The following is a 21546-nucleotide window of genomic DNA, read 5'->3' as shown; positions in this document are numbered from 1 at the left end:
GGGCTAGATTCAAATGTCCAGTGCCAGCAGCGATAACCCGTTATCACTGCATACGCGTTGCGGCAATGCCTCGGCGAGACGGGCCGAGGGCAGGGCGCAGTCTTATGCGTAGTCCAAACTCAACCGCTCGATGCCCCCAGATTTTCGCCCGACAGCGTCCTTTGTGAGGAATGGACTGCAGTTCGGCCGGAGCGGTCAGTCGCAGACGGAGCTCCGAATGGCTCCTGCAGCTACGTCACTGGCCGGTGATCATTTGTAAGCGGTAGCAAACTCTATTGATCGCCGGCTTTGCAGGAGCAACGCTGGACCTGCGCAAAAATCATTGACCCGATTCGATGCGTTTGGCATAAAAATCGGGCAAAAGCTGAATTTTACTTTGCTCGCTGGCAGATCACTGTCATTCTTACCGCCAGCATCATGCCACCTCGAGAACATTCGGAAAGCCCAGTTCATGTGGCAAGCGGTGGTGGCAAGGCGATTATGCTGCACCGAAACACGCGTTCACGAATTGTCTGGAGCACGCTCAAAAGTAAATTCATGTTCGGGGAGGGGGTATGCCGCGAAGCGCGCCCGTTGAGAAAACCGAGGAACGTTCGACAAGTGACGCTGGCGCGACGATGACAACGTTTAGCGAATATCAAGCGATGGTCGAGCGCACCAACGAACGACCCTCCCGCGCAGTCTCACTAATGGGGCTCGTCGGTGAAGTCGGTGACCTTCACAGCATGATGAAGAAGCTTCTCCTGCAAAAGGACAATCCCCTGTTTCGAACGGAGTTGCGAGAAGAATTCGGCGATTTGCTCTGGTATCTGACCAGCCTTGCTTCTCTGTATGAAATCCCGTTGGAGGAGATCGCCAAAGCAAATGCCGAGAAGGCTGAGTTGCTGTATTCGGAAGGAAGTGTCAACGTTTTTGATAGCGGCTTTGCGTTAGATGAGAGGCTGCCTCGGCGCTTCGTTGTCAACTTCTACGAGAAACCTCTGGAGCGAAGCCTTTACGTCAAGGTGTCGGTCAACGACGTCGTCATCGGTGATGCACTAACCGACAATTCAAACGAGGACGATGGCTATCGCTATCACGATGTATTTCATCTCGCGTACGCGGCCGTACTTGGGTGGTCTCCCGTCTGCAGAGCGTTGCTCAAGTGCAAACGCAAATCGAACGCCAAGATTGACGAAGTGGAAGATGGAGCGCGTGCCGCTGTAATTGAGGAAGCCGTCTCAATTCTTGTTTTCAATCAGGCAGAAGAGCGAGGTTGGTATACAGACCGGAGTTCTATTGACATCGGACTTCTTAAGACCATTCGCAGGATGGTAACAGGCCTGGAAGTGCGTTCTTGTACAGCAAAGCAGTGGCAGCAAGCGATTTGCCAAGGCTACGCAGTGTTCCGTGAACTGAAGAAAAACGGCGGCGGCGATGTGACTGTTGACTTGGATAAACAACGCATTACGTATCGTGCGTCGTCCACTACAAAAGGGATATCTTCGATCACAAAGGGACGACGAGCATGACAATTCCCGTCGTTGAACGTCCTACGGCACTCGAAGCGTGGCGAGCGGGTTGTTCTCTCCTACTCGATGCACGGGGCGAAGTAAGCAATCTAATCACTACGGTGGCTCAGCCGTGCCAAGCAGAGGGAGATTGGTTGAAGCAACATTCGCCCGCTCGCATAAAAGCGGGCGCTGATGACGTTTGTGACGTCGCCAACACGTTGTTTCCGCAGCGGACCTGCGACCGAGCAGCAACGCGATTGGAGTTCTACGCCTGCTACCTGCAAGTCCATGACCGCGCTCGTAGATGGCAACGTGGACGCCACGCATGGGGCACGTACTTCGAGCGACTCATTCGGTTTCCGCCTGACGGCGTCAACCAGCTAGAGCGCGCAATTGACAAGCTGAGCACATGGCCGCAGCGGAACACCACCGGTTTAGTATTTCATCTCTCGTCGCCAGCGGTAGATGCGCCCCGTACGAGAGGGGGGCCTTGCTGGCAATTTGGAGAAATTCTTTGGAACGCCGACGACTCCCTAGACCTTGTCGTGGTATACCGGAACCATGACTTCTTCAACAAAGTGCTGGGCAATTTCACCGGACTGGGCAGGCTGCTTCGCTTCATATGCGCGGCCTCGAACAAGCAGCCGGGAAAGCTTATCTGCCATTCAGTTCATGCTTACTTTGACTGCTCTCAGCAACAGCTTCGTTCACTGATGCAATGACGTCCGCCGATGATAAGGAGACCAAGTTCCTTGACTTGGTCAATCGTGTAACCGCTTGCGAGAAGTGCCCGCGGATGACGGGGAGCGCGCGCGTTCTCGGGCCCGGATGCGGTCCTCTTGACGCGCCGCTCATGTTTGTTGGTGAGGCGCCCGGGCGACTCGGGGCCGATGGGTCGCATTTGCCCTTTCACGGGGATAAATCCGGGCACAACTTCGAGAGCCTCATCGAACAGGTAGGAATCAGTCGATACGACGTGTTCGTGACTAACGCAGTGTTGTGCAACCCCAAAGATGAACGAGGCAACAATGCGACGCCTACGCCTGTCGAGATCGCAAACTGCGCACCCTTCCTGCGGGAAACGATCGAGATAGTCGATCCTTCACTTGTGGTTACGCTTGGTGCTGTGGCCCTCAAGGCGTGCGGCATTCTACATGCGCACACGCTGTCGCTCCGCGAGCACGTTAGAACGAACAACGCATGGTTGCGCCGATCCCTGATACCTGTGTATCACCCGGGGCAACGAGCCATGGTTCACCGCAGTTTCGCAAATCAGCTAAGTGACTACCAGTTCGTCGCGGAGACTCTGAGGAGGCGAAAGAGGCAGCGTAAGAGATCGGTCAGCGGCAAGCCTCGGGCTGATGCCGCAAAGCTCGGGCACGTTGCTCGTCGGATATTGCAGAGTAAGCCAGAAGGGCTCAGTTACTTTGCGCTTCATAAGTTGTGTTTCCTGGCTGAGCTGGCCTCACTTGATGCAACCGGGGAACGTCTTACGAATGCGTATGTTGTTCGGCAAAAGGACGGCCCATATTTTGTAGACCTGCACTTGGCAAAGCTGCCGCAATTGGTCCCGGGAGTCATGGTTCGGCCCGTCGGCAGCAAGGTCATGCTTGGGCTTGCTAGCCAGGTTGATTTTCTTGCGAACGAGCCCACTCAGGCACTGTCTGACCCTGATGAAGCAGCGGTAAAGGCGGTCGTCGCGAAGTACGGCGACATGCGTGACGAAGAACTTAAGAGGGCCGTCTACATGAGCAAATACATGCGGGCGCTACTCCGAAAGGAACAATCGAACGGCGCAAATTTTTATAACGCCGCCGTGCTGCCGTTTGTGACGAAAGTGAAGGCGCACGGAATTCGTTAGACTGCGTCACCCGCCAACGCGCGGCACCGCCATCCTTTCCTCACCGGGGTGTGTTCGATTGACTCCGATGCTGGAGGCTCGATCCCGGCCTCGCGGTTCCATTTGCGCACGACGTGGTCGGGAGCATACTCGCGGCGCTCCTGTGCGAGGCGGTGCTCATCAGCTGTCGCCTGCTGTCCTGTGCCCAGCTTGAATTGTTCAATTTCGGCTCCGAAACCGATGGAAGGTCTTGGTCGTGCCGACCGGCTCTGTCTTGCTGGCCGGCGGCCCTGTGGCCAACTGATGCTCCGGCTAATGTGATCCCAAAGCGGATTCCTCGATCGCTACCCATGCAAGTAGCGCCAGGGCTTCGTGGGAGCCAAACCAATGGAGTTCGCATTGCGGAGGGGCGGGAGCTGCGCGTGTTTCCAGCATCGTTCCCGGTTTTGGAATCCGCATCGTTAGTGCAAAACGGGCCACGTCGTGTCTCGAACTCGGGTCACACAGATCGCGCCCTCGCATTGGCCCCGACCGAATACAATGTGCAAGTAATGGCGCTAACGTGTAGTCGGGCCCTATTTTTAGGTGAGTTTTGCCTGAAGACGGCATGCATGGTGCGCCGGCCGATCTCTAGAACCGATGCTGGATACCTAGTTGTATGCCTCTAGGGTTGGCACCGGGGTACGCAACCGGGATCCCCACCGGAGCACCGTTAATCGTGAAAGTTGCGTGATTGTGATTGTCCAAAAATGCTGCGCTTGCGTACAGGGTGGTACGCTTCGAGACGAAATACCAGTACATCAGCCCAACTTGGTCACCTCCATTGCCCATGCCAGACCTGTCGTGGGCGTGAGCGCCACCGAAGGAAAGCATTGTTGAAACGCTGAATTGATAGCTAGCTGATAGCGAATAAACGTCCCTATCAACTAGACCTGTGATTTTTGCATTGTGATATGCAGCAAAAACTTTAAGCGGCCCGAATGCGTAGTTGGCTCCGGCGAACAGCGCGTTGAGGGTGGAACTACCTTTGAAGTTGGTAACCCGTTGATAACCTATTGCAGAATTTAACGGCCCGCGACTGTATTCAACTGCGAGGTTATAGGCGGCAATACCGTTGTCCGGTTTTGTACTTGAATCACGCAAACTTACCATGACCTGGCCGGATAGTCCGTGGAAGTCCGGACTCAGATACGTAATTGCATCATTTTGTCTTGGCGAGATACTTAAAAAACTGTCCAGGCCGGATGCCAACGTGTTGACGGTGAATGCATCAAGCACACCAGTCACCGTTACGTACACGGGCGAGTTCTGTAGTCCGACTCGTACCTCACCCCAAGGAGCAGCCATTCCGACCCAAGCCTGACGGCTGAATGCGAGCGCGGGATTAGATGCGGCGCCAGTAGTAGATGAAATCCCCTGTTCAAGGGTAAATTTTATTTTGTAACCAGCCCCGATGTCTTCCGTACCTTTCAAGCCATACCTAGACCCGTTCACTCCCCCGGAATCCATTCTTGCCGTCGCGCCATTTCCAACATTTGTGACTTCCAGGCTGGTATCGAGGATTCCATATAGAGTAAGGTCACTTTGTGCCCGAACCTGAGTAGAAGCTAGAGGCAGAGCAATCAACAAACCAGGTAAGTATCGCCTCACGGTCATCTCCATAGTATGTATTACTAATTATTGAATATTGTCTTAAAGTCGTAACTGACATCCCGCCACTGATGCAATTGACAGGGACTAGGAAAGTTGTGACATCGATCCGTACCGTGATGCAGGGGCATCATCGACCCAACTGTTGTACGGCCGCACCGCTTGACAGCTATCCTCGGGCATGACCGCAAGACTAGCAACGCACAGCGACCCAAACGTACAGACAATTGCAAGCGGATACGCAGAGGAGAAGTTCGTTTGGGTATTCACGTCCTATTATGGGAATGAAGTCTCACAAAGGCATATCGGTGGATACCCGCGGCTTGGCCGCATAGCCCTCGACATGTCTCCCACCGTCGAGAGTGACTACTTGAACGTCGCATAAAAAGGCAACGACGACTGCCCCGGAAACTCGACACGACTGCAATGTGATGATCACGTCGATCACTGCCGAGATGGGCTGCGCCGGCTAGACGCGGCGCAACTGGATGTGTCAGGAAAAACGGAATCAGTGCCTACGGATCGAGGGCAACGCCTCGGAGCGGAACGCCTGAAAGGGCTGGAGCGAGGAAACCTTGAACTGCGCCAGGTCAATGCGATTCTGTGCAAGGCGTTGGTGTAGTTCGCACAGGCGAGGCTCGACCGTTATCACCGTTGATAGCGGCATACTTCGAACTGAGGTCGGTCGGAATGCGTGGACGCCGACGGGTTAAGCAGCGACCCGATTCAGATAGTATCGCTGCGTGAATGCTACAGGTGACGGGTAATCAAGACGAGCCTGCGTGCGTTGCCTGTTATAGCAGATCTCAATGTATTCGCTGATGGCTCGCCTGGCCTCTTCGCGTGTGGCGAAGCGTCGATGAAAGACCAGCTCGCCTTTCAGCGTGCCCCAAAACGATTCGATCGGTGCGTTGTCAAAGCAGTTTCCTCGCCGACTCTTTGACGCCTGCATGCGGAACTGGCCGACGAGCTCCCGGTACGCCTTAGCGCAGTATTGGGATCCGCGATCCGTATGATGGATCAGACCAGGCGCTGGGCGCTGCGATGCGACCGCACGGAACAGCGCTTGCATCACCAGATGCTTCGTCATGCGCTCGCTCATGGCGTAGCCGACCAGTTCGCCGCTGAACAAATCCGTCTCAGTCCAGCGAGGTACAGCCAGCCTTCGTCGGTCGCGATATACGTGATATCGCCACATCACGCCTGATTTGGTGCGGTTGCGCTGAAATCCTGGTTCATTAGGTTCGGTGCCACTGGCAGGTCGTGCTTCGAATTGGTCGTCGCCTTGAACTTGCGTTTCTGCCTGCAACGCAAACCGAGCTTTTGACGCAGCCTTTTTATACGATGAACGCCGAGCTGCATGCCATGCTCACCGAGGTGCTTCTGCGAGCGTTCGGACCCAAAGCTTTCACGCGTGCGCTGATGCGCAGCGAGCACCTCGGCTTCTAGTCGGGCCTCCTGTCGTGCGCGCAACGATGGCGAGCGCTTGCGCCACGCGTAATGGCCGCTCATGGAAGCGCCCAGCAGCCGGCACATCGGCGGCACTGCATAGTCCTATCGCATCTGCTCGATCATGCCGTACTTCACCGCGACTCCTTCGCAAAGTACGTCGCGAATTTTTTTAGCAAATCGCGCCCCATCTATACTTCGGCCAGTTCCCGCTTAACTCGCCCGAGCTCAGCTTCGATCTCCGTCAACGGCTTTTGATGCTGACCCACACGCTCCAGCTTGCCGGCCTTCACAGCGCGCACCCAGTTTGCCACGGTCTTCATTGATATCAACAGCCGACGGGCAGCCCCGACACACCAACACCCTCGGTCATCGCAAGCTTCACCGCCTCTTCACGGAATTGCTTCGTGTAGACAGCTTTGGGGATTCGGTTCATGTACGCCACCATTCCTAAATTTTGCGGAATCTTGGCTTCCACTTTTTCCGGCCGGCCTCACAGATTCGCGTTCAATTTGTGGTGTAACGCAATGGCGGCGAGCGACACCTCCGGCGCCTGGCAAGCCGCTACCACCTCGGCTTTGAACTCCACGCTATAGCGCCGGCGTCGGCGCCGGCCAAGCAGCACTTCTTCTTCGATAGTATTCACGTGTCCACCTATTTAAGTGGACACGTTGTTTCCAAGTCGGTCAGCGCAATTCAAGACGGGTGGTCACGCGCTTACGAGAACTCGAGGAACGCCAGTGTCGTGACGTTATGATTTCGTCCCTAATACCGCGACGCTAGGTGCCGCGATGTCAACCGACTCCACTTCATCAATTGAGTCGTCGGCAGCCGTAATCAACTTCGCATACCGGCGCCATGCGAGGCCAAGAATGATTGCGCCAGTCAACGCGGCTGTGGGTGTCACGATAGCCATCGCAATGCCGACTTTGGCGCGGTCATGAAATAGATGCTGTGTCAGCATCGCGACGATCAGCGGACCGAGGCCGGCCCCGAACATATTAGTGCAGAAAAGATACAGACCGGACAGACGCCCCCTCAAAGCAGGCGGAGTAAGCAACTGAAGTGAGGTGGCGCCCATGTTGAGTGCGACCGCTGCCGCGAAATACACCACGAAAATTCCCGCAAGGAAAATCCAGGGACTGGGTGAGAGAAAGGCGATGACGCCGAATGGAGAGGAGACGGATAAAGCTGATGCGGCGAGTATGTAATGGCTGCCCTTTATGCCGCGTGCCCACATGCGATCCGCGAGGCATCCACTGCCAAGAGTGGCGATAGCGCCACTTAGGCCGAGAGCAAGCGCGAGCGCTGGACCGATCTCACCCGGTCTCCAGCCGTAGCTCCGGCTCATGAATGCTGGTGCCCACGCCATCAGGGTGTATCCCATCATTGCATTCATAGAGAATCCCGCGAACTGGGCGGCCATGATGCCTCGACGCCGACGAAGCACGGTGAGTAGCGGAGTCGCAGCAGGCGGATGCCCGAAGGCCCTTTTTTTCCGAGTGGGTTCAGGCAATGTCAGCGCGAGCAGGCCGAAGACAAGTGGAGGACACCCCGCTATAACAAACGCTGCTTGCCACGGGTCAAGGTGGCCCAAGGGCGTTTCTATCCCACGAGAGCGAGCAAACAGCGCCAGTAGATAGCCACCGAGACCGAGAGAAATTGCGATACCAAACGTGGCGCCAAACGAAAAAATTCCCAGTGCAGTGGCTAGCCGCCGCCGTGGGAATGTGTCGCTCAGGAGCGCATATGCCGCCGGCATCAACGTTGCTTCGCCGATGCCAACACCCATGCGAGCGACGAAGAGCCATCCGAACGACGTGGTGAGGCCACAGCCGATGCAACTCAGGGCCCAGACAATTGTGCCGACGAAGATAATCAGCTTTCGTGGAAAGGTGTCGACGAACCATCCAAACGCTATTCCGCCAATGGCGTAGACCAGCGTGAACGAGAAGCCAATCAGGAGCCCGATCTGGACCTCGGTCAAGCCCAAGTCCTTCTCGAGGGGCTCCACCAAAAGCGAAATGATTTGTCGACCGAAGAAAGACAGGATGTATAGACATAGCAGCAGACCGACGGCATACCACGCACGTGCGCCTGCACGTGGCTCAGCGGATTGCTGTGTGTCGTTCAAGGAAGGGTGATGGGCCAAGGTAATGGACCTCGATCAGTTTGCAGGTTTGTGTTCTCATCTCGCGGCGCCGAGATCGGCTAGTCGAGACTGTCTCCTATCCCACGTTGCGCTCGGAGCTCGACAAGGAAATCTAGTTCCGAAATGGGATTTGAGTACAATAAGCGTCGACTTCGACGTCGTCAAGGTAAAAGTGAGAACGTTCCGCACTTCGCTCCTTGGAGGCCGTCGATGGCGATCGGCGAAACGCATGGACAACCATGCAGCGCTAAAAAGTGGCTGATTCCCAGCGAATGAAACGAATACTTAGCGATTAAAACCGAGAGACGTTGAGCAAGTAATCGTCAGACGTGAGTGTGCCGCTGCAAACAACATGGGCGAATCCCTGCCCGAACCGACGACGCATTACGCGCAGTTCAGGGAAGGACGGCCTGGAGATGAATCGGACGTCCTCTTTTCATGCAACCGCACATACCCCGACACGGTCTTCGCCGTACCGCACCTATACATAGTCCTGCCTGCAATCGCATTGAGTGTTCGAATATTTTTATGGTACTGCAGTACAGAAACGGGTATAAATACCCACAATGGGAGGATCGAATTGAGGGATGCGATCAACACCGCCTGAGGTCGCCCTTGATGTTGTGACATGAGGAGATGAGCATGGAGATAGCTGGACTCGCCGTGATAGTCACGGGTGGAGCTTCTGGTCTGGGTGGGGCAACCGCACGTCACTTGGCCGCGCTAGGGGCCAAGGTAACGATCTTCGACTTGAACGAAGAATCTGGCCGTGCACACGCCCAAGCGATCGGAGGGCGGTTCGTAAAGGTAGATATTTCTCGAGAGGACAGCGTTATAGCCGCTCTCGACGAGGCGGAGCGCTTTCACGGCGTTGCACGCGTATTCGTTGGCTGTGCCGGCGTGGCGCTTGGCGCAAAAACGGTAGGTCGCGATGCAGCGCCGCACAGTTTGCGTCAGTTCCGAGACACGATAGAGGTGAACCTGATCGGTAACTTCATTGTGAGTTCCCGATTCGCGGCACGGCTGAGCGAGATCGAGCCGCTTGCAGAAGAGCGCGGCGTGATGATCAATACAGCGAGCGTCGCTGCTTACGAAGGGCAGATCGGACAGGTCGCATACGCAGCGTCAAAAGGCGGCGTGGTCGCCATGACACTTCCGATGGCTCGAGACCTGGCGTCACTATCAATCCGGGTTGTGACGATTGCGCCGGGATTGTTCTGGACGCCGATGTTGGCTGCTTTGCCTCAAGAAGCTCAAGATTCACTCGGAAGTCAGGTCCCGTTTCCCGCGCGCTTAGGCAAACCGCAGGAGTATGCGCACCTGGTAGAAAGTATCGTGCGCAATCCAATGCTTAACGGCGAAACGATTCGACTGGATGGTGCGATCAGGATGGCGCCGCGATGAACGATTTTTCTACTACTCCAAATCTTGACCGAGGCCGTCGGCTAGCTGAGCTCGTCGAGATCTTTGTCCGCGAACACGTCGTGCCTTTTGAGCGTGATCCTCGCCAGGGTCCGCACGGTCCCAGTGACGACCTCGTACAGCAAATGAGGGACATGGCGCGCGCCGAAGGGCTGCTGACGCCCAATGTACTTCCCGATGGCAGTCATCTGACCCATGGAGAAACCGCTTTGGTTTTGCGTGCGGCGGGTTTATCACCCCTTGGACCGCTCGCGCTCAATGTCGCAGCACCCGACGAAGGGAACATGTACCTCTTGGGAAGAGTGGCGTCGCCCGCGCAAAAAGATCGATTTTTAACGCCGCTCATCGAAGGTCGGGTTCGCTCCGCCTTTTTCATGACCGAGCCGGCCGAAGACAACGGTGCTGGCTCCGATCCGTCAATGATGCTGACTACCGCTCGACGGGATGGCGATTTTTGGGTGATCGACGGTCGCAAAGCATTTATCACGGGAGCTGACGGCGCCGGCATGGGCATCGTTATGGCTCGCTCCGAACAGGGCGCGACGATGTTCCTGGTTGCATTGCCGGATCCAGCGATTCGCATCGAGCGTGTTCTCGATACGCTTGACGATTCGATGCCTGGAGGTCACGCCATCGTGCGGATTGATGGTCTTCGTGTCCCGGAGAGCCAGATACTCGGAGCGAGTGGAGAAGGTTTCAAGTATGCCCAGATTCGGCTGGCACCTGCTCGACTCACTCACTGCATGCGTTGGCTTGGCGCGTGCATCCGGGCTCAAGAGATTGCAACCGCGTACGCAGTAAAGCGTCGTGCGTTTGGTCAACTACTCATTGAGCACGAGGGCGTAGGCTTCATGCTCGCGGAGAATCAAATTGACCTGAAGCAGGCCGAGTTGGTGATCGACTGGTGCGCAGGGGTGCTGGACAGCGGCGCGAAGGGTATTGGTGAATCTTCCATGACTAAGGTTGCTGTATCCGAAGCACTATTCCGTGTCGCAGACCGTTGCGTTCAGGTAATGGGCGGGACAGGCTTGACGGGCGACACGATAGTCGAAAAAATTTTCCGGGAGATACGCGCATTTCGAGTGTACGACGGGCCCACAGAAGTGCACAAATGGTCGCTCGCCAACAGGATCAAAAATAATGCTCTGGATAGGATGGCTCGATGAAAGAAGCTATTTCATTCAATGGGACTTCGGAGGTCCGAAGTGAACATCGCCTCGACATCGCCGGCCTGACGCAATGGATGTCTGAGAACGTTCGAGGATTTCGAGGACCAGTAACGGTCGAACAATTCAGGGGCGGACAGTCGAATCCCACCTACAAGGTGAACACGCCCGACAAGGCATACGTAGTGCGGCGCAAGCCACCGGGCGATCTTTTGCGCGGCGCGCACGCTGTGGAGCGCGAGGCGCGAGTGTTGCAGGCGCTTGAAAGGGTAGATTTCCCTGTCCCTCATCTGCACGGCATGTGCATGGACGATGCGGTGATTGGCACGTGGTTTTACGTGATGGACTTCGTACAGGGGCGAGTCCTCTGGGACGCGACGTTCCCGGATGTTATCCGTGACGAACGACCGCGCTACTTCTACGCGATCAACGAAACGCTCGCGAAGTTGCACAGCATCGACTACCGGTCGGTGGGCTTGACCGATTTCGGGCACCCCGGTAACTACTTCGAGCGGCAGATTGCGCGTTGGTCCAAACAATACACAGGTGACGTTGAGGCCGGTCGGGATCCGCATTTCGAGAAGTTGATGGAATGGCTACCCGCACACATTCCGGCTGGCGATGAAACTACCATCGTGCATGGTGACTTCCGCGTCGACAACATGATATTCCATCCTACGGAGCCCCGCGTTCTGGCCGTCCTGGACTGGGAATTGTCGACGTTAGGCCATCCACTTGCCGACTTTGCGTACAACGTGATGATGTACCGTATGCCACCGCTGATCATCGCGGGCCTTGAAGGCGCAAATCTAAGTGAGCTGAACATCCCAAGCGAAGATGAATACGTGGCTGCCTACTGTGCTCATACGGGACGTGACGGTATCGCGAACCTGAACTTCTACGTCGCCTTCAATATGTTTCGACTCGCGGCGATCTTTCATGGCATCAAAGCACGTTGGAAGCGTGGCTCGGCGGCTTCGCCCCATGCGAAGGAGTTGGTCGCCGCGCTGCCGTTTGTGGCACAGCGAGCCTGGGAACAGTCGCAAGGAGCACTCGCATGAACTCACCAGCTACTGTGCTCTTTGAGCGCGATGGGTCCATTGCGAAGTTGACACTGAACCGGCCCGACGTAGGCAATGCAATCGACCTCTCATTGGCGAAGGGGTTGATGAAGGCCGCTATCGATTGCGACGAAGATGATTCGATAGGCTGCGTCGTGCTCACGGGTGCAGGACGCTTCTTTTGTACAGGAGGCGATGTGGGAGGATTCGTGTCTGCCGGCGATGCGTTGCCTTCTTTGTTGAAAGAGCTGACTGCGTACTTGCATATGGCCATAGCGCGGCTCGCAAGGATGCAGAAGCCGTTGATTACCGCTATAAACGGTCCGGCGGCTGGCGCTGGGCTCAGCTTGGCGGTTCTCGGAGACATCGCTCTGTCCGCTAGTTCGGCGCACTTTACGCCGGCCTATACGGGCATTGGTCTTTCCCCGGATGGTGGTTCAACGTGGCTCCTTCCTCGTCTTGTCGGCCTGCGCCGGGCTCAAGAAATTATCTTGACGAACAAGCGGCTAGGTGCAGACGATGCGGCCGAGTTAGGTCTGGTTACACGCGCAGTGGATGACGAACTTCTGGCTGATGAGGTTAGGGCGATAGTTGCACAACTCGGGAATTCGACCACCGCCGCAATCGGAAGAACACGGAATCTGCTGCTTTCAAGTCTGGAGTCGAGTTTCGAGACGCAGATGGAAGACGAAGCGAGGGTGATCGCTGAACTCAGCCGAACGTCGCAAACTCGTGACCGTATCCAGGCATTTGTTTCCAAGCGCAACGCCAGTCCAAGTCATCGGGAAAGCACGGTATGAACGCATACATTGTCGAGGCGGTCCGGACTGCCGGTGGTCGCCGCGCCGGCAAACTCGCCGATTGGCATCCGGCTGATATGGCAGGAGAAGTGCTGAATGCGCTGGTCGATCGTTGTGGAATTGATCCCGGCGCCATAGAAGACGTCATCTTTGGCTGCGTGAGCCAGGTTGGTGAGCAGAGCTTCCATATTGGGCGTAACGCCGTCTTGGCATCCAGGCTACCAGATAGCGTTCCGGCCGTTTCAATCGACCGGCAGTGCGGCTCATCCCAGCAGGCTCTCCATTTCGCAGCGCAGGCGGTCATGTCGGGCACACAAGACGTCGTGATTGCGGCTGGCGTCGAGAGCATGAGTCGCGTTCCAATGGGTACGCCGACAAGCCTCGCATTGAATGCAGGATTAGGTGGCCCCTGGAGTGAACGAATCCGAAGACGCTACGGAGTGGATGGTTTTAGCCAGTTCACTGGAGCCCAATTAATTGCTGAGAAATACGGGTTTAGTCGTGAACAGCTCGACTGGTACGCCTTGAAGAGCCATCAGCGGGCCGCAGCTGCCACCAATGCAGGGGCCTTTCGAGCCGAGATTGTGCCACTTGAGGTGAATGGGGAGTCACACGTTGTCGACGAAGGTATCCGGTTCGATGCGACAGCAGAGTCGATTGGATCGGTAAAGCTATTGCGGGACGGCGGCGTATTAAGTGCAGCAAACGCAAGTCAGATCTGCGACGGTTCCGCCGGCGTTCTGGTGGCCAATGAGCATGGATTGAAGGCGCATGGACTGACGCCCCTTGCCAGGATTCACAATCTTACGGTTACTGCAGGGGACCCGATTGTCATGCTCGAAGAGCCAATTCCGGCCACGCGAAGAGCACTGAAGCGAGCAGGCCTATCAATCGATCAAATCGACCTCTACGAAGTCAATGAGGCGTTTGCGCCGATACCGCTCGCCTGGCTACAGGCCGTTGATGCGGATCCAGATCGCCTCAATGTGAATGGAGGGGGGATTGCCCTAGCAGGCTGTTGAATTTGGATCCCGTGTAAACGGGGTTTGAGGGACGGGCGTTATGGATATCGTGTTCATGATCTTTGGCAGTGGAAACGATGCGCGGAATGGATGAGATGCAGGAACCCCTGTTCACGACAGTCAAGCTGGAAGACTTCGTCCCGGCGGATCACCCGCTGCGACCGATCCGGTTGCTGGTGAATGATGCGCTGAAACGGCTCAACGGGCTGTTCAGCGTCATCTACGCGGACACCGGCCGGGCCTCGATTGCGCCTGAGAAGCTGATGCGGGCGCTGCTGTTGCAGGTGTTCTACTCGGTGCGCAGCGAGCGCATGCTGATGGAGCAGATGCGCTACAACCTGCTGTTCCGCTGGTTCGTCGGGCTGGCGATTGAAGACGCCGTGTGGGACCACTCTGTGTTCTCGAAGAACCGCGACCGGCTGCTGGAACATGAAGTCGTAGAAGCGTTCTTCACCGAAGTCATGAGCCTGGCGGACAAGCGGGGCTTGCTGTCGAGAGATCATTTCTCGGTGGACGGCACGCTGATTCAGGCGTGGGCCAGTCACAAGAGCTTCCGCCGCAAGGACGGCCCGGACGATGGCCCGCCGGCCGGCGGTGGCCGCAACGCCGACACTGACTGGAAAGGCGAGCGACGTAGCAATGCCACGCACGAGTCGACTACTGATCCGGAGGCGCGGCTGTTCAAGAAGAGCGGCAAGAGCCCGGCCATCCTGTGCTACCACGGGCACATCCTGATGGAGAACCGCTCGGGGCTGGTGGTCGGCGCCGTGGTCAGTCACGCCGATGGTTTCGCCGAGCGGGCCAGCGCGTTGCGATTGCTTGATTGCGTGCCAGGCGCTCATGCGAAGACAGTCGGTGCCGACAAGGCGTATGACACCCGCGACTTCGTGAACGATTGCCGCGCTCGCAACGTGACGCCACATGTCGCGCGCAACGACGATCGCCAAGGTGGTAGCGCGATCGACGGTCGCACTTCGCGGCATGCGGGCTACCGGATCAGCCAGATCATCCGCAAACGTATCGAAGAGCATTTCGGCTGGGGTAAAACGGTCGGCCGGATACGTCAAACCGTCTATCGCGGCATCCGGCGCGTCGACCAGCACTTCAAGCTGACGATGGTCGCGAGCAATCTGACCCGCATGGCGCGAATGCCAGGTGTGGTGCCGCAAGGAGCGACGCGATGAGCCGCCACGGCATGAAGACTGCGCGCCACAAGGGCTGCATGCGTGCGCATGCCCCGCGCAGATTGCGCGGCGAACCGGTAATTCAGCGGAAAATTGCACGCGCAAGTCTCCTGAACATAGCTTCGGTCGTCATGACGGGGCGCTTTTCAACAGCCTGCTAGGGCATCCGCTCGGCGCCTCCGGGGCGAAGCTTACAGCAACGCTAGTACATGCGCTGCGAGCGCGTGGAAAGCGGTATGGCTTGCAGACAATGTGCGAAGGCGGCGGCATCGCGAATGTCACCATCATCGAAGCCATCTGATGCACGCTCAAGGCTTGCACCTCATCGCCAGTTGATCTAATATGGGATTTAAAGCCCATAACGAAACACGACACCTATCATGGCCGTGTATTGGAGAAGGCAACCAGACAACCCCTGCCAACTAGCGGACTCCGACGCAAAGGAAGTCTCATGCCGTCTGTCACCGATCAGGGCGTTAAGCGAAGCGCACGCGGCAGAAGGGACGCACTTTTCCTGCTGCGGTTTTCGTACGTCTTCTCATGGACCGGCAGATCATCGCGTTGATGGTCACCGACTGCGGCGCGGTTTGGGATTAGGCGATGTTCAGGTGGGCTTGCTCGAGGGTTCTGAAATAGGAGACAAACTCTTTAGCTCGTTGGTGAACTCGTGCAGTTTACGGGCACATTTCGTAAAGGCGTAGTTGAGCCGCAGGCTGAGGCGGCCGGTTCGCTGCAGCCTGGAAGGAGACGTCGATGAAAAGCGCAGAAATCTGTTTGCGGTCAGTTGTTGAGAAGTGGTTTGCAGCCGCACCCGTCCGGGTAACCCGATTCAAATGGAGCGGCGTAGGTCACAGCCGCTCTGTTCGAGTTGAGGCTCGCTCCTCAAGTAGGGCTCTTTCCATCTTCTTTTTCAAACACGAGGATGGTGCATGGCGAGTCTTTCCACCAGACGGGCGGCGTCCTGCCATGCGCTTTTACATGAATTTTGAATTACCCAAATCATAATCTCATTTGCGCGATTGCCACTCGCATGTTTGCAGTTGATGAGGCGACCACGCTACGTGTCGCTGACAAAGCCTAAGGGTTTGAGCTGCATTGCTGCGATCCCGCCGCGCAATACATCTTACTTAACTGCGGCCTCGAATCTTTGACGAGATCGAACCATGACAGACGATAGCAGTAGATTGCCCCTTGCGGTCATCACCGGCGGTGCCGGTCATATTGGACTCTGCTGCGCGCGGCGGTTTCGCGACCACCGAATTCTAATTTCGGATCTTCGGCCGGATGCGGTCAATTCGACAGTTAGTACGCTCCAAGCCGAAGGAGTGAATGCTGTTGCGATGCCCGCGGACATAACGCATCAGGCGGATGCGAGTGCCCTGGCGGAGGCCGCAAACGGCATGGGCGGATTTGCGGTACTGATTCATGCCGCTGGCGTCGCGCCACCTACGCCCCCCGAGATCATTTATGCAGTGAATCTATATGGAACTATCAACATACTGGACGCCTTCGAACCCCTGGTAAAACCCGGAGTGGTGGGGGTTTGTGTGGCCTCAGTGGCAGGACATAGAACGCTTGGGCATCGGTTCGACTCCTTACTGTTGGAGCCCACACAGGGGCCGGCCGACCTGGCACGAGTCATCGAAGCCGAGGCTCCCACAGCGCCGAAACATCGCCTGGCCTATGCAACTTCCAAGCGTGGAACGATTCTGCAGGTGCAGCGTCGAGCTTACGCTTGGGGCCAGCGGCAGGGGAGATTGCTTTCAGTGTCTCCTGGTGTACTCGGCGACACAGCGATGGGGGCGCAAAGACAGGCCGGTCTTGACCATCGCGGGAACGATTTACCACTTGGAAGGCTCGGATCGTCGTCAGAGATTGCCGAGGTTATTAGATTCGTAACTTCTCCAGCCGCTAGTTTGATGACGGGTGTCGATATTTTGGTTGACGGCGGTTACCTTGCAACTGCAGATCACCAGTTCTCGGCCGATCGTCGTGAGAAGTGGCACGCCCTCGAATTTTAGAGGAAGCGGTGCCATCTGAGGTAGCAGTGCGGGTGGTCCTTCGGGAGAAGGAAGGGCCCCTGGATAGTCCGCGTCGGATTGTCCTCGGCTACACGGCCTTGCACATCGAGCGGAGATATGGACTTGACCACTACAGGCATCAGCGAGGTGGCGACGGCATAAGCGCCGGCTCGATGGCACCCTCGCAAGGGAGCCATCGTGAAGTCGATGATCGTCGGTGTCACTGCGGCAGGCGGACTAGCTCTGTCGGCAAACTGTCGAGGATCCGGTCGCTAACAAAGTAGTCTGCGGTCAATGGTGCGAGTGGGTGCCGTGCGTAAGATGAGAAGTCGGTCACTCCCTCCTCGCGCAGCACCTGTTCATCCAAAAAGAAGTTGCCCGTCACTTCTGTTGCCTGCTTTGTAAGAATTGCGTACGCGGCATCGGCCATGATCTCGGGATTCCGACTGGAGTTGGCCATATCGCCGAGTTTGTTGCGGACGGCGGCTGTGTCGATAGTGGTAACGGGCCAGAGCGAGTTGACGGCGATGCCTAGTGACTCGAATTCACGTGCCTGTCCTAACGTGCAAAGGCTCATGCCGAATTTCGCAATACTGTAGGCGACATGTGGGCCGAACCACTTCGGATCGAGGTCCAGTGGAGGAGCGAGGTTCAATACATGTGGATTCTCTGCGCGGCTTAAATACGGTAGTGCCGTTCGAGTGCAGAGATAAGTGCCTCGGACGTTGATCTGCTGCATCAGGTCGTACCGCTTCATATCCGTCGACGGCGTGTCGGTGAGCGAAAGGGCGCTTGCATTGTTTACCAATATATCGATACCACCAAAACGCTGTACGGCCTCGTCAAATGCGCGGACAACGCTCCCTTCATCACGGACGTCCACGACAAGAGGAAGAGCCTTACCGCCGGCGCGCTCGATTTCTTCCGCGGCGGTATAAATCGTCCCAGGTAGGTTTGGATGTGACTCGACAGTTTTGGAGGCGACAACGATGTTGGCGCCGTCTCGCGCCGCTCGGAGGGCGATTGCGAGACCAATACCGCGACTTGCACCAGTGATAAACAGAGTTTTCGATTGTAGGGTCATTGCCATGGCCAAGAAAAGAATGTTGGTTATGAGGCTGTCAGATGTGGCCGGAACGCGACTCCGTTGTCCGGCGTTCAACATCAAGGATGTACATCTCCTTCATGGTGCGAATTTCCTTTGTGGGACTAAAGTACCATAAAAGTGTGTAGGTGTCGATTTCATGGCGAGTAGAAATAAATAGCTCGTCAGAGTGCAATGCCTCAAAGGCCTAGAGAGCGGCGGCTGTTGCCGTCCAGGCGCGAACACATCGACGATGACCACCACGAAGCCTCGTTCCGTGCTTGACACGCGCTTTTTCTAAATGGTACAACAGTCCCATTATGAAAATTTGTCCCGAGGAAGGGGTTGGGTCCTGGGGCACGATAAACAGGAGCGAAAATGGGTTGTCCAGTGCATGGAAGGTTGAATGATGTTCCGGCGGACCGGGTTGTGTCCTTTAACTATCGGACTGGCGAAGCGATGGTCGCCGATCCGTGGACCGTGTTACACGACTTGGGAACCGGTCCGGGCTTTTTCTACTCGCCGGAGCTCGGCGGCCATTGGTGTGCCGCGAAGCGTGAGACTGTCATCGACATCCTGCGCAATTGCGAACTTTTCTCCAGCCGAAATATTCGGGTACCTCGTGTTGAACGTACGGTTCCGTCGATTCCGCACCACATGGACCCTCCTGAGCACGGTAAGTATCGGATTGGTGTCGTGGAACTTTTCGGCCATCGGATCCTGGACGAACTCACTCCAGCAATTCGCGCCACTGCCCGCGGGTTGGCGAACGAGTTGGCCACACGCAACGAAGCTGAGTTTGTGCGCGACTTCGCCATGCGTATGCCGGTTGAGATTTTCATGCGAATGTGCGGTCTGCCGCTTGAACGACGCGACGAAATGATCGGCTGGGTGCAGAGCTATTTTCATGGCGTGTCGCAACAAGAATCTAACGACGCGCATGAGAAGTCGATTGCCTATCTCAGTGGTTGGCTCGATGAACAATTGGTAGATCCGGAAAGAAGCGGTGGTCACATCATGCCTTCGTTGCTGAGGACGCGAGTCGACGGAAGACCGCTTAGTCGCGAGGAGATGCTGTCGATCCTCATTACGCTTTTCAATGGAGGACTCGACACGGTGGCTGCTCAGATGACGCACATCATGCGTTATCTGGCCGAGCATGAGAATCAGCGTCAGAAGCTACTGAATAACCCCGACAAAATCCCTGACGCCGTCGAGGAGTTGCTCCGCCGTTTCAGCATCATAAGCATCGGTCGTGAAGTCACGCGTGACGCAACGTACGCAGGAGTAGAGCTTCGTAAAGGCGACATGGTGCTTTGCCTTATCTCTGCCGCAGGCTTGGACGAAGAGATATTCCCCCAGGCGCTTGAGGTTGATTTTGATCGCTCAAACCGGCGGCAGCATTGCGCGTTTGGTTCCGGACCGCACATGTGCGTTGGCGCTCCGCTTGCCCGGTTGGAGTTGCGCATCATGCTCGAAGAACTGCTCCCCAGATTACCAGAGCTGCGGGTAAGGCCTGGAGCATCGCTCTCCTACCACACGGGTGTAACGCTCGGTCTGGTTGAGTTGCCGTTGCAATGGGGTGAGTCAGTCAACGTCTCTTGAAGAGAGAACGCCATGTTGGAGACAAGTATCAACTCATTGCAGTCATCTGGCACGGTGATTATTGGTGCAGGCCATGCTGGGGGATCGGTCGCAGCGTTTCTGCGCCAGAATGGCTTTGCCGGATCAATCACCTTGATTGGGGAGGAGCCGCTGGAGCCGTATCAGCGACCACCTCTCTCTAAGGCATGGCTCAAAGGCGAAGCAAACGAAGAAGGTCTTCGGTTGAGGCCCGCAGAGTTCTATCTCGAGAACTGCATACAGCTATACCTCAACACGCGTGTCGACGCCATCGACCGCTCGGCTCGGCTAGTAGGTATGGCGGATGGCAAAACAGTGAATTACGACAATCTCATCCTGGCCACTGGAGCCCGAGCCCGTACTGCGCCTTTCGAAGGAACATCGCTGCCTGTCGTGCTTGAGCTACGCACTGCGGCCGATGCGGAGAAATTGAAGCTCGCACTTAAACCCGGCGCGCGAGTGGTGATTGTTGGTGGCGGGTATGTGGGTTTGGAGGTAGCTGCGTCGGCGCGTGCTCTCGGCGCCGAAGTCGTGGTAGTTGAGAGGGAGGCGCGTCCTTTGGCTCGGGTTGCTTGCTCGCAACTCTCGAGCTTCTTTCTTCGCTATCACAGTCAACGCGGCGTTACTTTTCGCTTGGGCCGGTCAGTTACATCCGTGCAGATGCTGGATGGAGCGGCAAGCGTGTGCTTGGACGACGGTGAGCAATTGCCGGCCGATCTGGTCCTCGTAGGAGTTGGTGCGGTTCCAAATGAGGAATTGGCGCGTCATGCTGGATTGCGATGCGATGACGGCGTGCTCGTCGATCTCTCAGCGCGCACAGACGATCCGAACATCTACGCAATTGGAGATTGCACGCGTAGACCGCTTCCACTGTACAACCGAAAGGTGCGTCTCGAGAGCGTGCCCAACGCGCTTGAACAGGCGAAGCAGGCGGCGGCCTCTATCTGCAACTTGCCGGCGCCAAAACCCGAGACTCCTTGGTTCTGGTCAGATCAGTTCGATGTGAAGTTGCAGATTGCCGGTTTGCCCATGGATGTTGCCGAGATAGTCATTCGGGGTGACCCCGACGAAGACAGGTTTGCGGTCTTTCACGTCAGCGCCGATCAACGGATCCAGGCGGTTGAGGCCGTGAACGCGGTGCCCGAATTCATGATGGGTCGTCAACTCATCGGTGCCAGGACCGAAATCGACATCGAGCGTCTGCGCAATCCAAATATTTCAATGAAGGAGGTCGCGATCTGATCGCGAAGAGTCTATGCCCCAGATCACTTTTATTACGGCTGATGGTACGCATCGAACCGTGGATGCTCGAAATGGCGACAGCGTGATGCAGACAGCCATCAAGAACGGGATACCTGGAATCGATGCGGATTGCGGTGGTGCGTGTGCATGCGCAACGTGCCATGTCTATGTTGACGAGTCCTGGAAAGACAGGGTAAACAAGGTGGGCGACATGGAAGCCAGCATGCTGGATTTCGCACAGGTTGTTCTCCCGAATTCCCGGCTTGCTTGCCAATTGCAGGTTGTTGAGGCGCTAGACGGTCTGGTCGTGGCCATTCCTGAGAGCCAACATTGAGCA

At 56.5% G+C, this 21546-nt stretch carries 17 protein-coding genes and 2 pseudogenes; 13 read left to right on the top strand and 6 right to left on the bottom strand.

Going from position 1 to position 21546, the window contains the following annotated elements; all coding sequences use genetic code 11:
* Positions 1-617: 617 nt before the first annotated feature.
* A complete protein-coding gene (locus M0D67_RS24620; protein WP_266240063.1) occupies positions 618-1511 on the top strand; it encodes a nucleoside triphosphate pyrophosphohydrolase family protein in 894 nt (297 codons plus the stop codon).
* Between the two features lie 515 nt (positions 1512-2026).
* On the opposite strand, the gene M0D67_RS24615 is transcribed toward M0D67_RS24620, so the two are convergent.
* Positions 2027-2158 (bottom strand): hypothetical protein, encoded by a 132-nt coding sequence (locus M0D67_RS24615; protein WP_266240061.1) that lies wholly within the window; start codon positions 2156-2158, stop codon positions 2027-2029.
* A 53-nt stretch (positions 2159-2211) separates the two neighbouring features.
* On the opposite strand from M0D67_RS24615, the gene M0D67_RS24610 reads away from it, so the two are divergent.
* On the top strand, positions 2212-3354 hold the full coding sequence (locus M0D67_RS24610) for a uracil-DNA glycosylase family protein (protein ID WP_266240059.1): 1143 nt from the start codon (positions 2212-2214) through the stop codon (positions 3352-3354).
* 609 nt (positions 3355-3963) lie between these two features.
* On the opposite strand, the gene M0D67_RS24605 is transcribed toward M0D67_RS24610, so the two are convergent.
* The 4 genes and pseudogenes from M0D67_RS24605 to M0D67_RS24590 form a co-directional block, all read right to left on the bottom strand.
* On the bottom strand, positions 3964-4995 hold the full coding sequence (locus M0D67_RS24605; RefSeq protein WP_266240057.1) for a porin: 1032 nt from the start codon (positions 4993-4995) through the stop codon (positions 3964-3966).
* 697 nt (positions 4996-5692) lie between these two features.
* Positions 5693-6868 (bottom strand): annotated as a pseudogene (locus tag M0D67_RS24600) (IS3 family transposase).
* 57 nt (positions 6869-6925) lie between these two features.
* Positions 6926-7078, bottom strand: a complete 153-nt coding sequence (locus M0D67_RS24595) for a hypothetical protein (RefSeq protein WP_236002527.1) — start codon at positions 7076-7078, stop codon at positions 6926-6928.
* 105 nt (positions 7079-7183) lie between these two features.
* On the bottom strand, positions 7184-8566 hold the full coding sequence (locus M0D67_RS24590) for an MFS transporter (RefSeq protein WP_266240052.1): 1383 nt from the start codon (positions 8564-8566) through the stop codon (positions 7184-7186).
* A 660-nt stretch (positions 8567-9226) separates the two neighbouring features.
* Here M0D67_RS24590 and M0D67_RS24585 point away from each other — a divergent pair.
* The 8 genes and pseudogenes from M0D67_RS24585 (at position 9227) to M0D67_RS24550 (ending at position 17260) form a co-directional block, all read left to right on the top strand.
* Positions 9227-9988: an SDR family NAD(P)-dependent oxidoreductase gene (locus M0D67_RS24585; RefSeq protein WP_266240050.1), complete on the top strand. Its 762-nt coding sequence runs from the start codon at positions 9227-9229 to the stop codon at positions 9986-9988.
* The gene (locus M0D67_RS24580) at positions 9985-11172 is read left to right on the top strand and encodes an acyl-CoA dehydrogenase family protein (protein ID WP_266240047.1); all 1188 of its coding nucleotides are present in this window, start codon (positions 9985-9987) and stop codon (positions 11170-11172) included. Before M0D67_RS24585 ends, M0D67_RS24580 begins: the two co-directional genes overlap by 4 nt.
* Positions 11169-12233, top strand: coding sequence for a phosphotransferase (locus tag M0D67_RS24575; protein WP_266240045.1), 1065 nt, complete (start codon positions 11169-11171; stop codon positions 12231-12233). The genes M0D67_RS24580 and M0D67_RS24575 overlap by 4 nt, the downstream gene beginning before the upstream one ends.
* Positions 12230-13033: an enoyl-CoA hydratase/isomerase family protein gene (locus M0D67_RS24570; protein ID WP_266240043.1), complete on the top strand. Its 804-nt coding sequence runs from the start codon at positions 12230-12232 to the stop codon at positions 13031-13033. The genes M0D67_RS24575 and M0D67_RS24570 overlap by 4 nt, the downstream gene beginning before the upstream one ends.
* Entirely contained in the window at positions 13030-14055 is a 1026-nt protein-coding gene (locus M0D67_RS24565) for an acetyl-CoA C-acyltransferase (protein ID WP_266240041.1), read from the top strand. The genes M0D67_RS24570 and M0D67_RS24565 overlap by 4 nt, the downstream gene beginning before the upstream one ends.
* Positions 14056-14141: 86 nt before the next feature.
* Complete coding sequence (locus M0D67_RS24560; RefSeq protein WP_266240039.1) at positions 14142-15239, top strand: IS5 family transposase; 1098 nt, start codon at positions 14142-14144, stop codon at positions 15237-15239.
* A 157-nt stretch (positions 15240-15396) separates the two neighbouring features.
* A pseudogene (locus tag M0D67_RS24555) lies at positions 15397-15540 on the top strand (acetyl-CoA C-acetyltransferase); the annotation flags it as partial.
* Between the two features lie 862 nt (positions 15541-16402).
* Positions 16403-17260 (top strand): SDR family oxidoreductase, encoded by an 858-nt coding sequence (locus M0D67_RS24550; protein ID WP_266240037.1) that lies wholly within the window; start codon positions 16403-16405, stop codon positions 17258-17260.
* A gap of 220 nt (positions 17261-17480) precedes the next feature.
* Here M0D67_RS24550 and M0D67_RS24545 read toward each other — a convergent pair whose 3' ends face one another.
* Complete coding sequence (locus M0D67_RS24545) at positions 17481-18425, bottom strand: NAD(P)-dependent oxidoreductase (protein WP_308112594.1); 945 nt, start codon at positions 18423-18425, stop codon at positions 17481-17483.
* 297 nt (positions 18426-18722) lie between these two features.
* Here M0D67_RS24545 and M0D67_RS24540 point away from each other — a divergent pair, with 297 nt between their 5' ends.
* The 3 genes from M0D67_RS24540 to M0D67_RS24530 are packed head-to-tail and all read left to right on the top strand — an operon-like array spanning position 18723 to position 21543.
* Positions 18723-19949, top strand: coding sequence for a cytochrome P450 (locus M0D67_RS24540; RefSeq protein ID WP_266240035.1), 1227 nt, complete (start codon positions 18723-18725; stop codon positions 19947-19949).
* A 12-nt stretch (positions 19950-19961) separates the two neighbouring features.
* Positions 19962-21209: an NAD(P)/FAD-dependent oxidoreductase gene (locus M0D67_RS24535; protein ID WP_266240033.1), complete on the top strand. Its 1248-nt coding sequence runs from the start codon at positions 19962-19964 to the stop codon at positions 21207-21209.
* Positions 21210-21222: 13 nt separating this feature from the next.
* Positions 21223-21543 (top strand): 2Fe-2S iron-sulfur cluster-binding protein, encoded by a 321-nt coding sequence (locus M0D67_RS24530; protein WP_266240031.1) that lies wholly within the window; start codon positions 21223-21225, stop codon positions 21541-21543.
* The last annotated feature ends 3 nt before the right edge of the window (positions 21544-21546 follow it).

The sequence above is a fragment of the Paraburkholderia sp. SECH4 genome, assembly GCF_030511745.1.
GTDB lineage: Bacteria > Pseudomonadota > Gammaproteobacteria > Burkholderiales > Burkholderiaceae > Paraburkholderia > Paraburkholderia madseniana.
This window is presented reverse-complemented; position numbering and strand designations above follow the sequence as displayed.

What these genes read in the sequence shown, in the direction of transcription:
- M0D67_RS24620 (WP_266240063.1), top strand. Translation starts at nt 618, where the DNA reads ATGACAACGTTTAGCGAATATCAAGCGATGGTCGAGCGCACCAACGAA.
- M0D67_RS24615 (WP_266240061.1), bottom strand. Translation starts at nt 2,158, where the DNA reads ATGGCAGATAAGCTTTCCCGGCTGCTTGTTCGAGGCCGCGCATATGAA.
- M0D67_RS24610 (WP_266240059.1), top strand. Translation starts at nt 2,212, where the DNA reads ATGACGTCCGCCGATGATAAGGAGACCAAGTTCCTTGACTTGGTCAAT.
- M0D67_RS24605 (WP_266240057.1), bottom strand. Translation starts at nt 4,995, where the DNA reads ATGGAGATGACCGTGAGGCGATACTTACCTGGTTTGTTGATTGCTCTG.
- M0D67_RS24585 (WP_266240050.1), top strand. Translation starts at nt 9,227, where the DNA reads ATGGAGATAGCTGGACTCGCCGTGATAGTCACGGGTGGAGCTTCTGGT.
- M0D67_RS24580 (WP_266240047.1), top strand. Translation starts at nt 9,985, where the DNA reads ATGAACGATTTTTCTACTACTCCAAATCTTGACCGAGGCCGTCGGCTA.
- M0D67_RS24575 (WP_266240045.1), top strand. Translation starts at nt 11,169, where the DNA reads ATGAAAGAAGCTATTTCATTCAATGGGACTTCGGAGGTCCGAAGTGAA.
- M0D67_RS24570 (WP_266240043.1), top strand. Translation starts at nt 12,230, where the DNA reads ATGAACTCACCAGCTACTGTGCTCTTTGAGCGCGATGGGTCCATTGCG.
- M0D67_RS24565 (WP_266240041.1), top strand. Translation starts at nt 13,030, where the DNA reads ATGAACGCATACATTGTCGAGGCGGTCCGGACTGCCGGTGGTCGCCGC.
- M0D67_RS24560 (WP_266240039.1), top strand. Translation starts at nt 14,142, where the DNA reads ATGGATGAGATGCAGGAACCCCTGTTCACGACAGTCAAGCTGGAAGAC.
- M0D67_RS24550 (WP_266240037.1), top strand. Translation starts at nt 16,403, where the DNA reads ATGACAGACGATAGCAGTAGATTGCCCCTTGCGGTCATCACCGGCGGT.
- M0D67_RS24545 (WP_308112594.1), bottom strand. Translation starts at nt 18,425, where the DNA reads ATGTTGAACGCCGGACAACGGAGTCGCGTTCCGGCCACATCTGACAGC.
- M0D67_RS24540 (WP_266240035.1), top strand. Translation starts at nt 18,723, where the DNA reads ATGGGTTGTCCAGTGCATGGAAGGTTGAATGATGTTCCGGCGGACCGG.
- M0D67_RS24535 (WP_266240033.1), top strand. Translation starts at nt 19,962, where the DNA reads ATGTTGGAGACAAGTATCAACTCATTGCAGTCATCTGGCACGGTGATT.
- M0D67_RS24530 (WP_266240031.1), top strand. Translation starts at nt 21,223, where the DNA reads ATGCCCCAGATCACTTTTATTACGGCTGATGGTACGCATCGAACCGTG.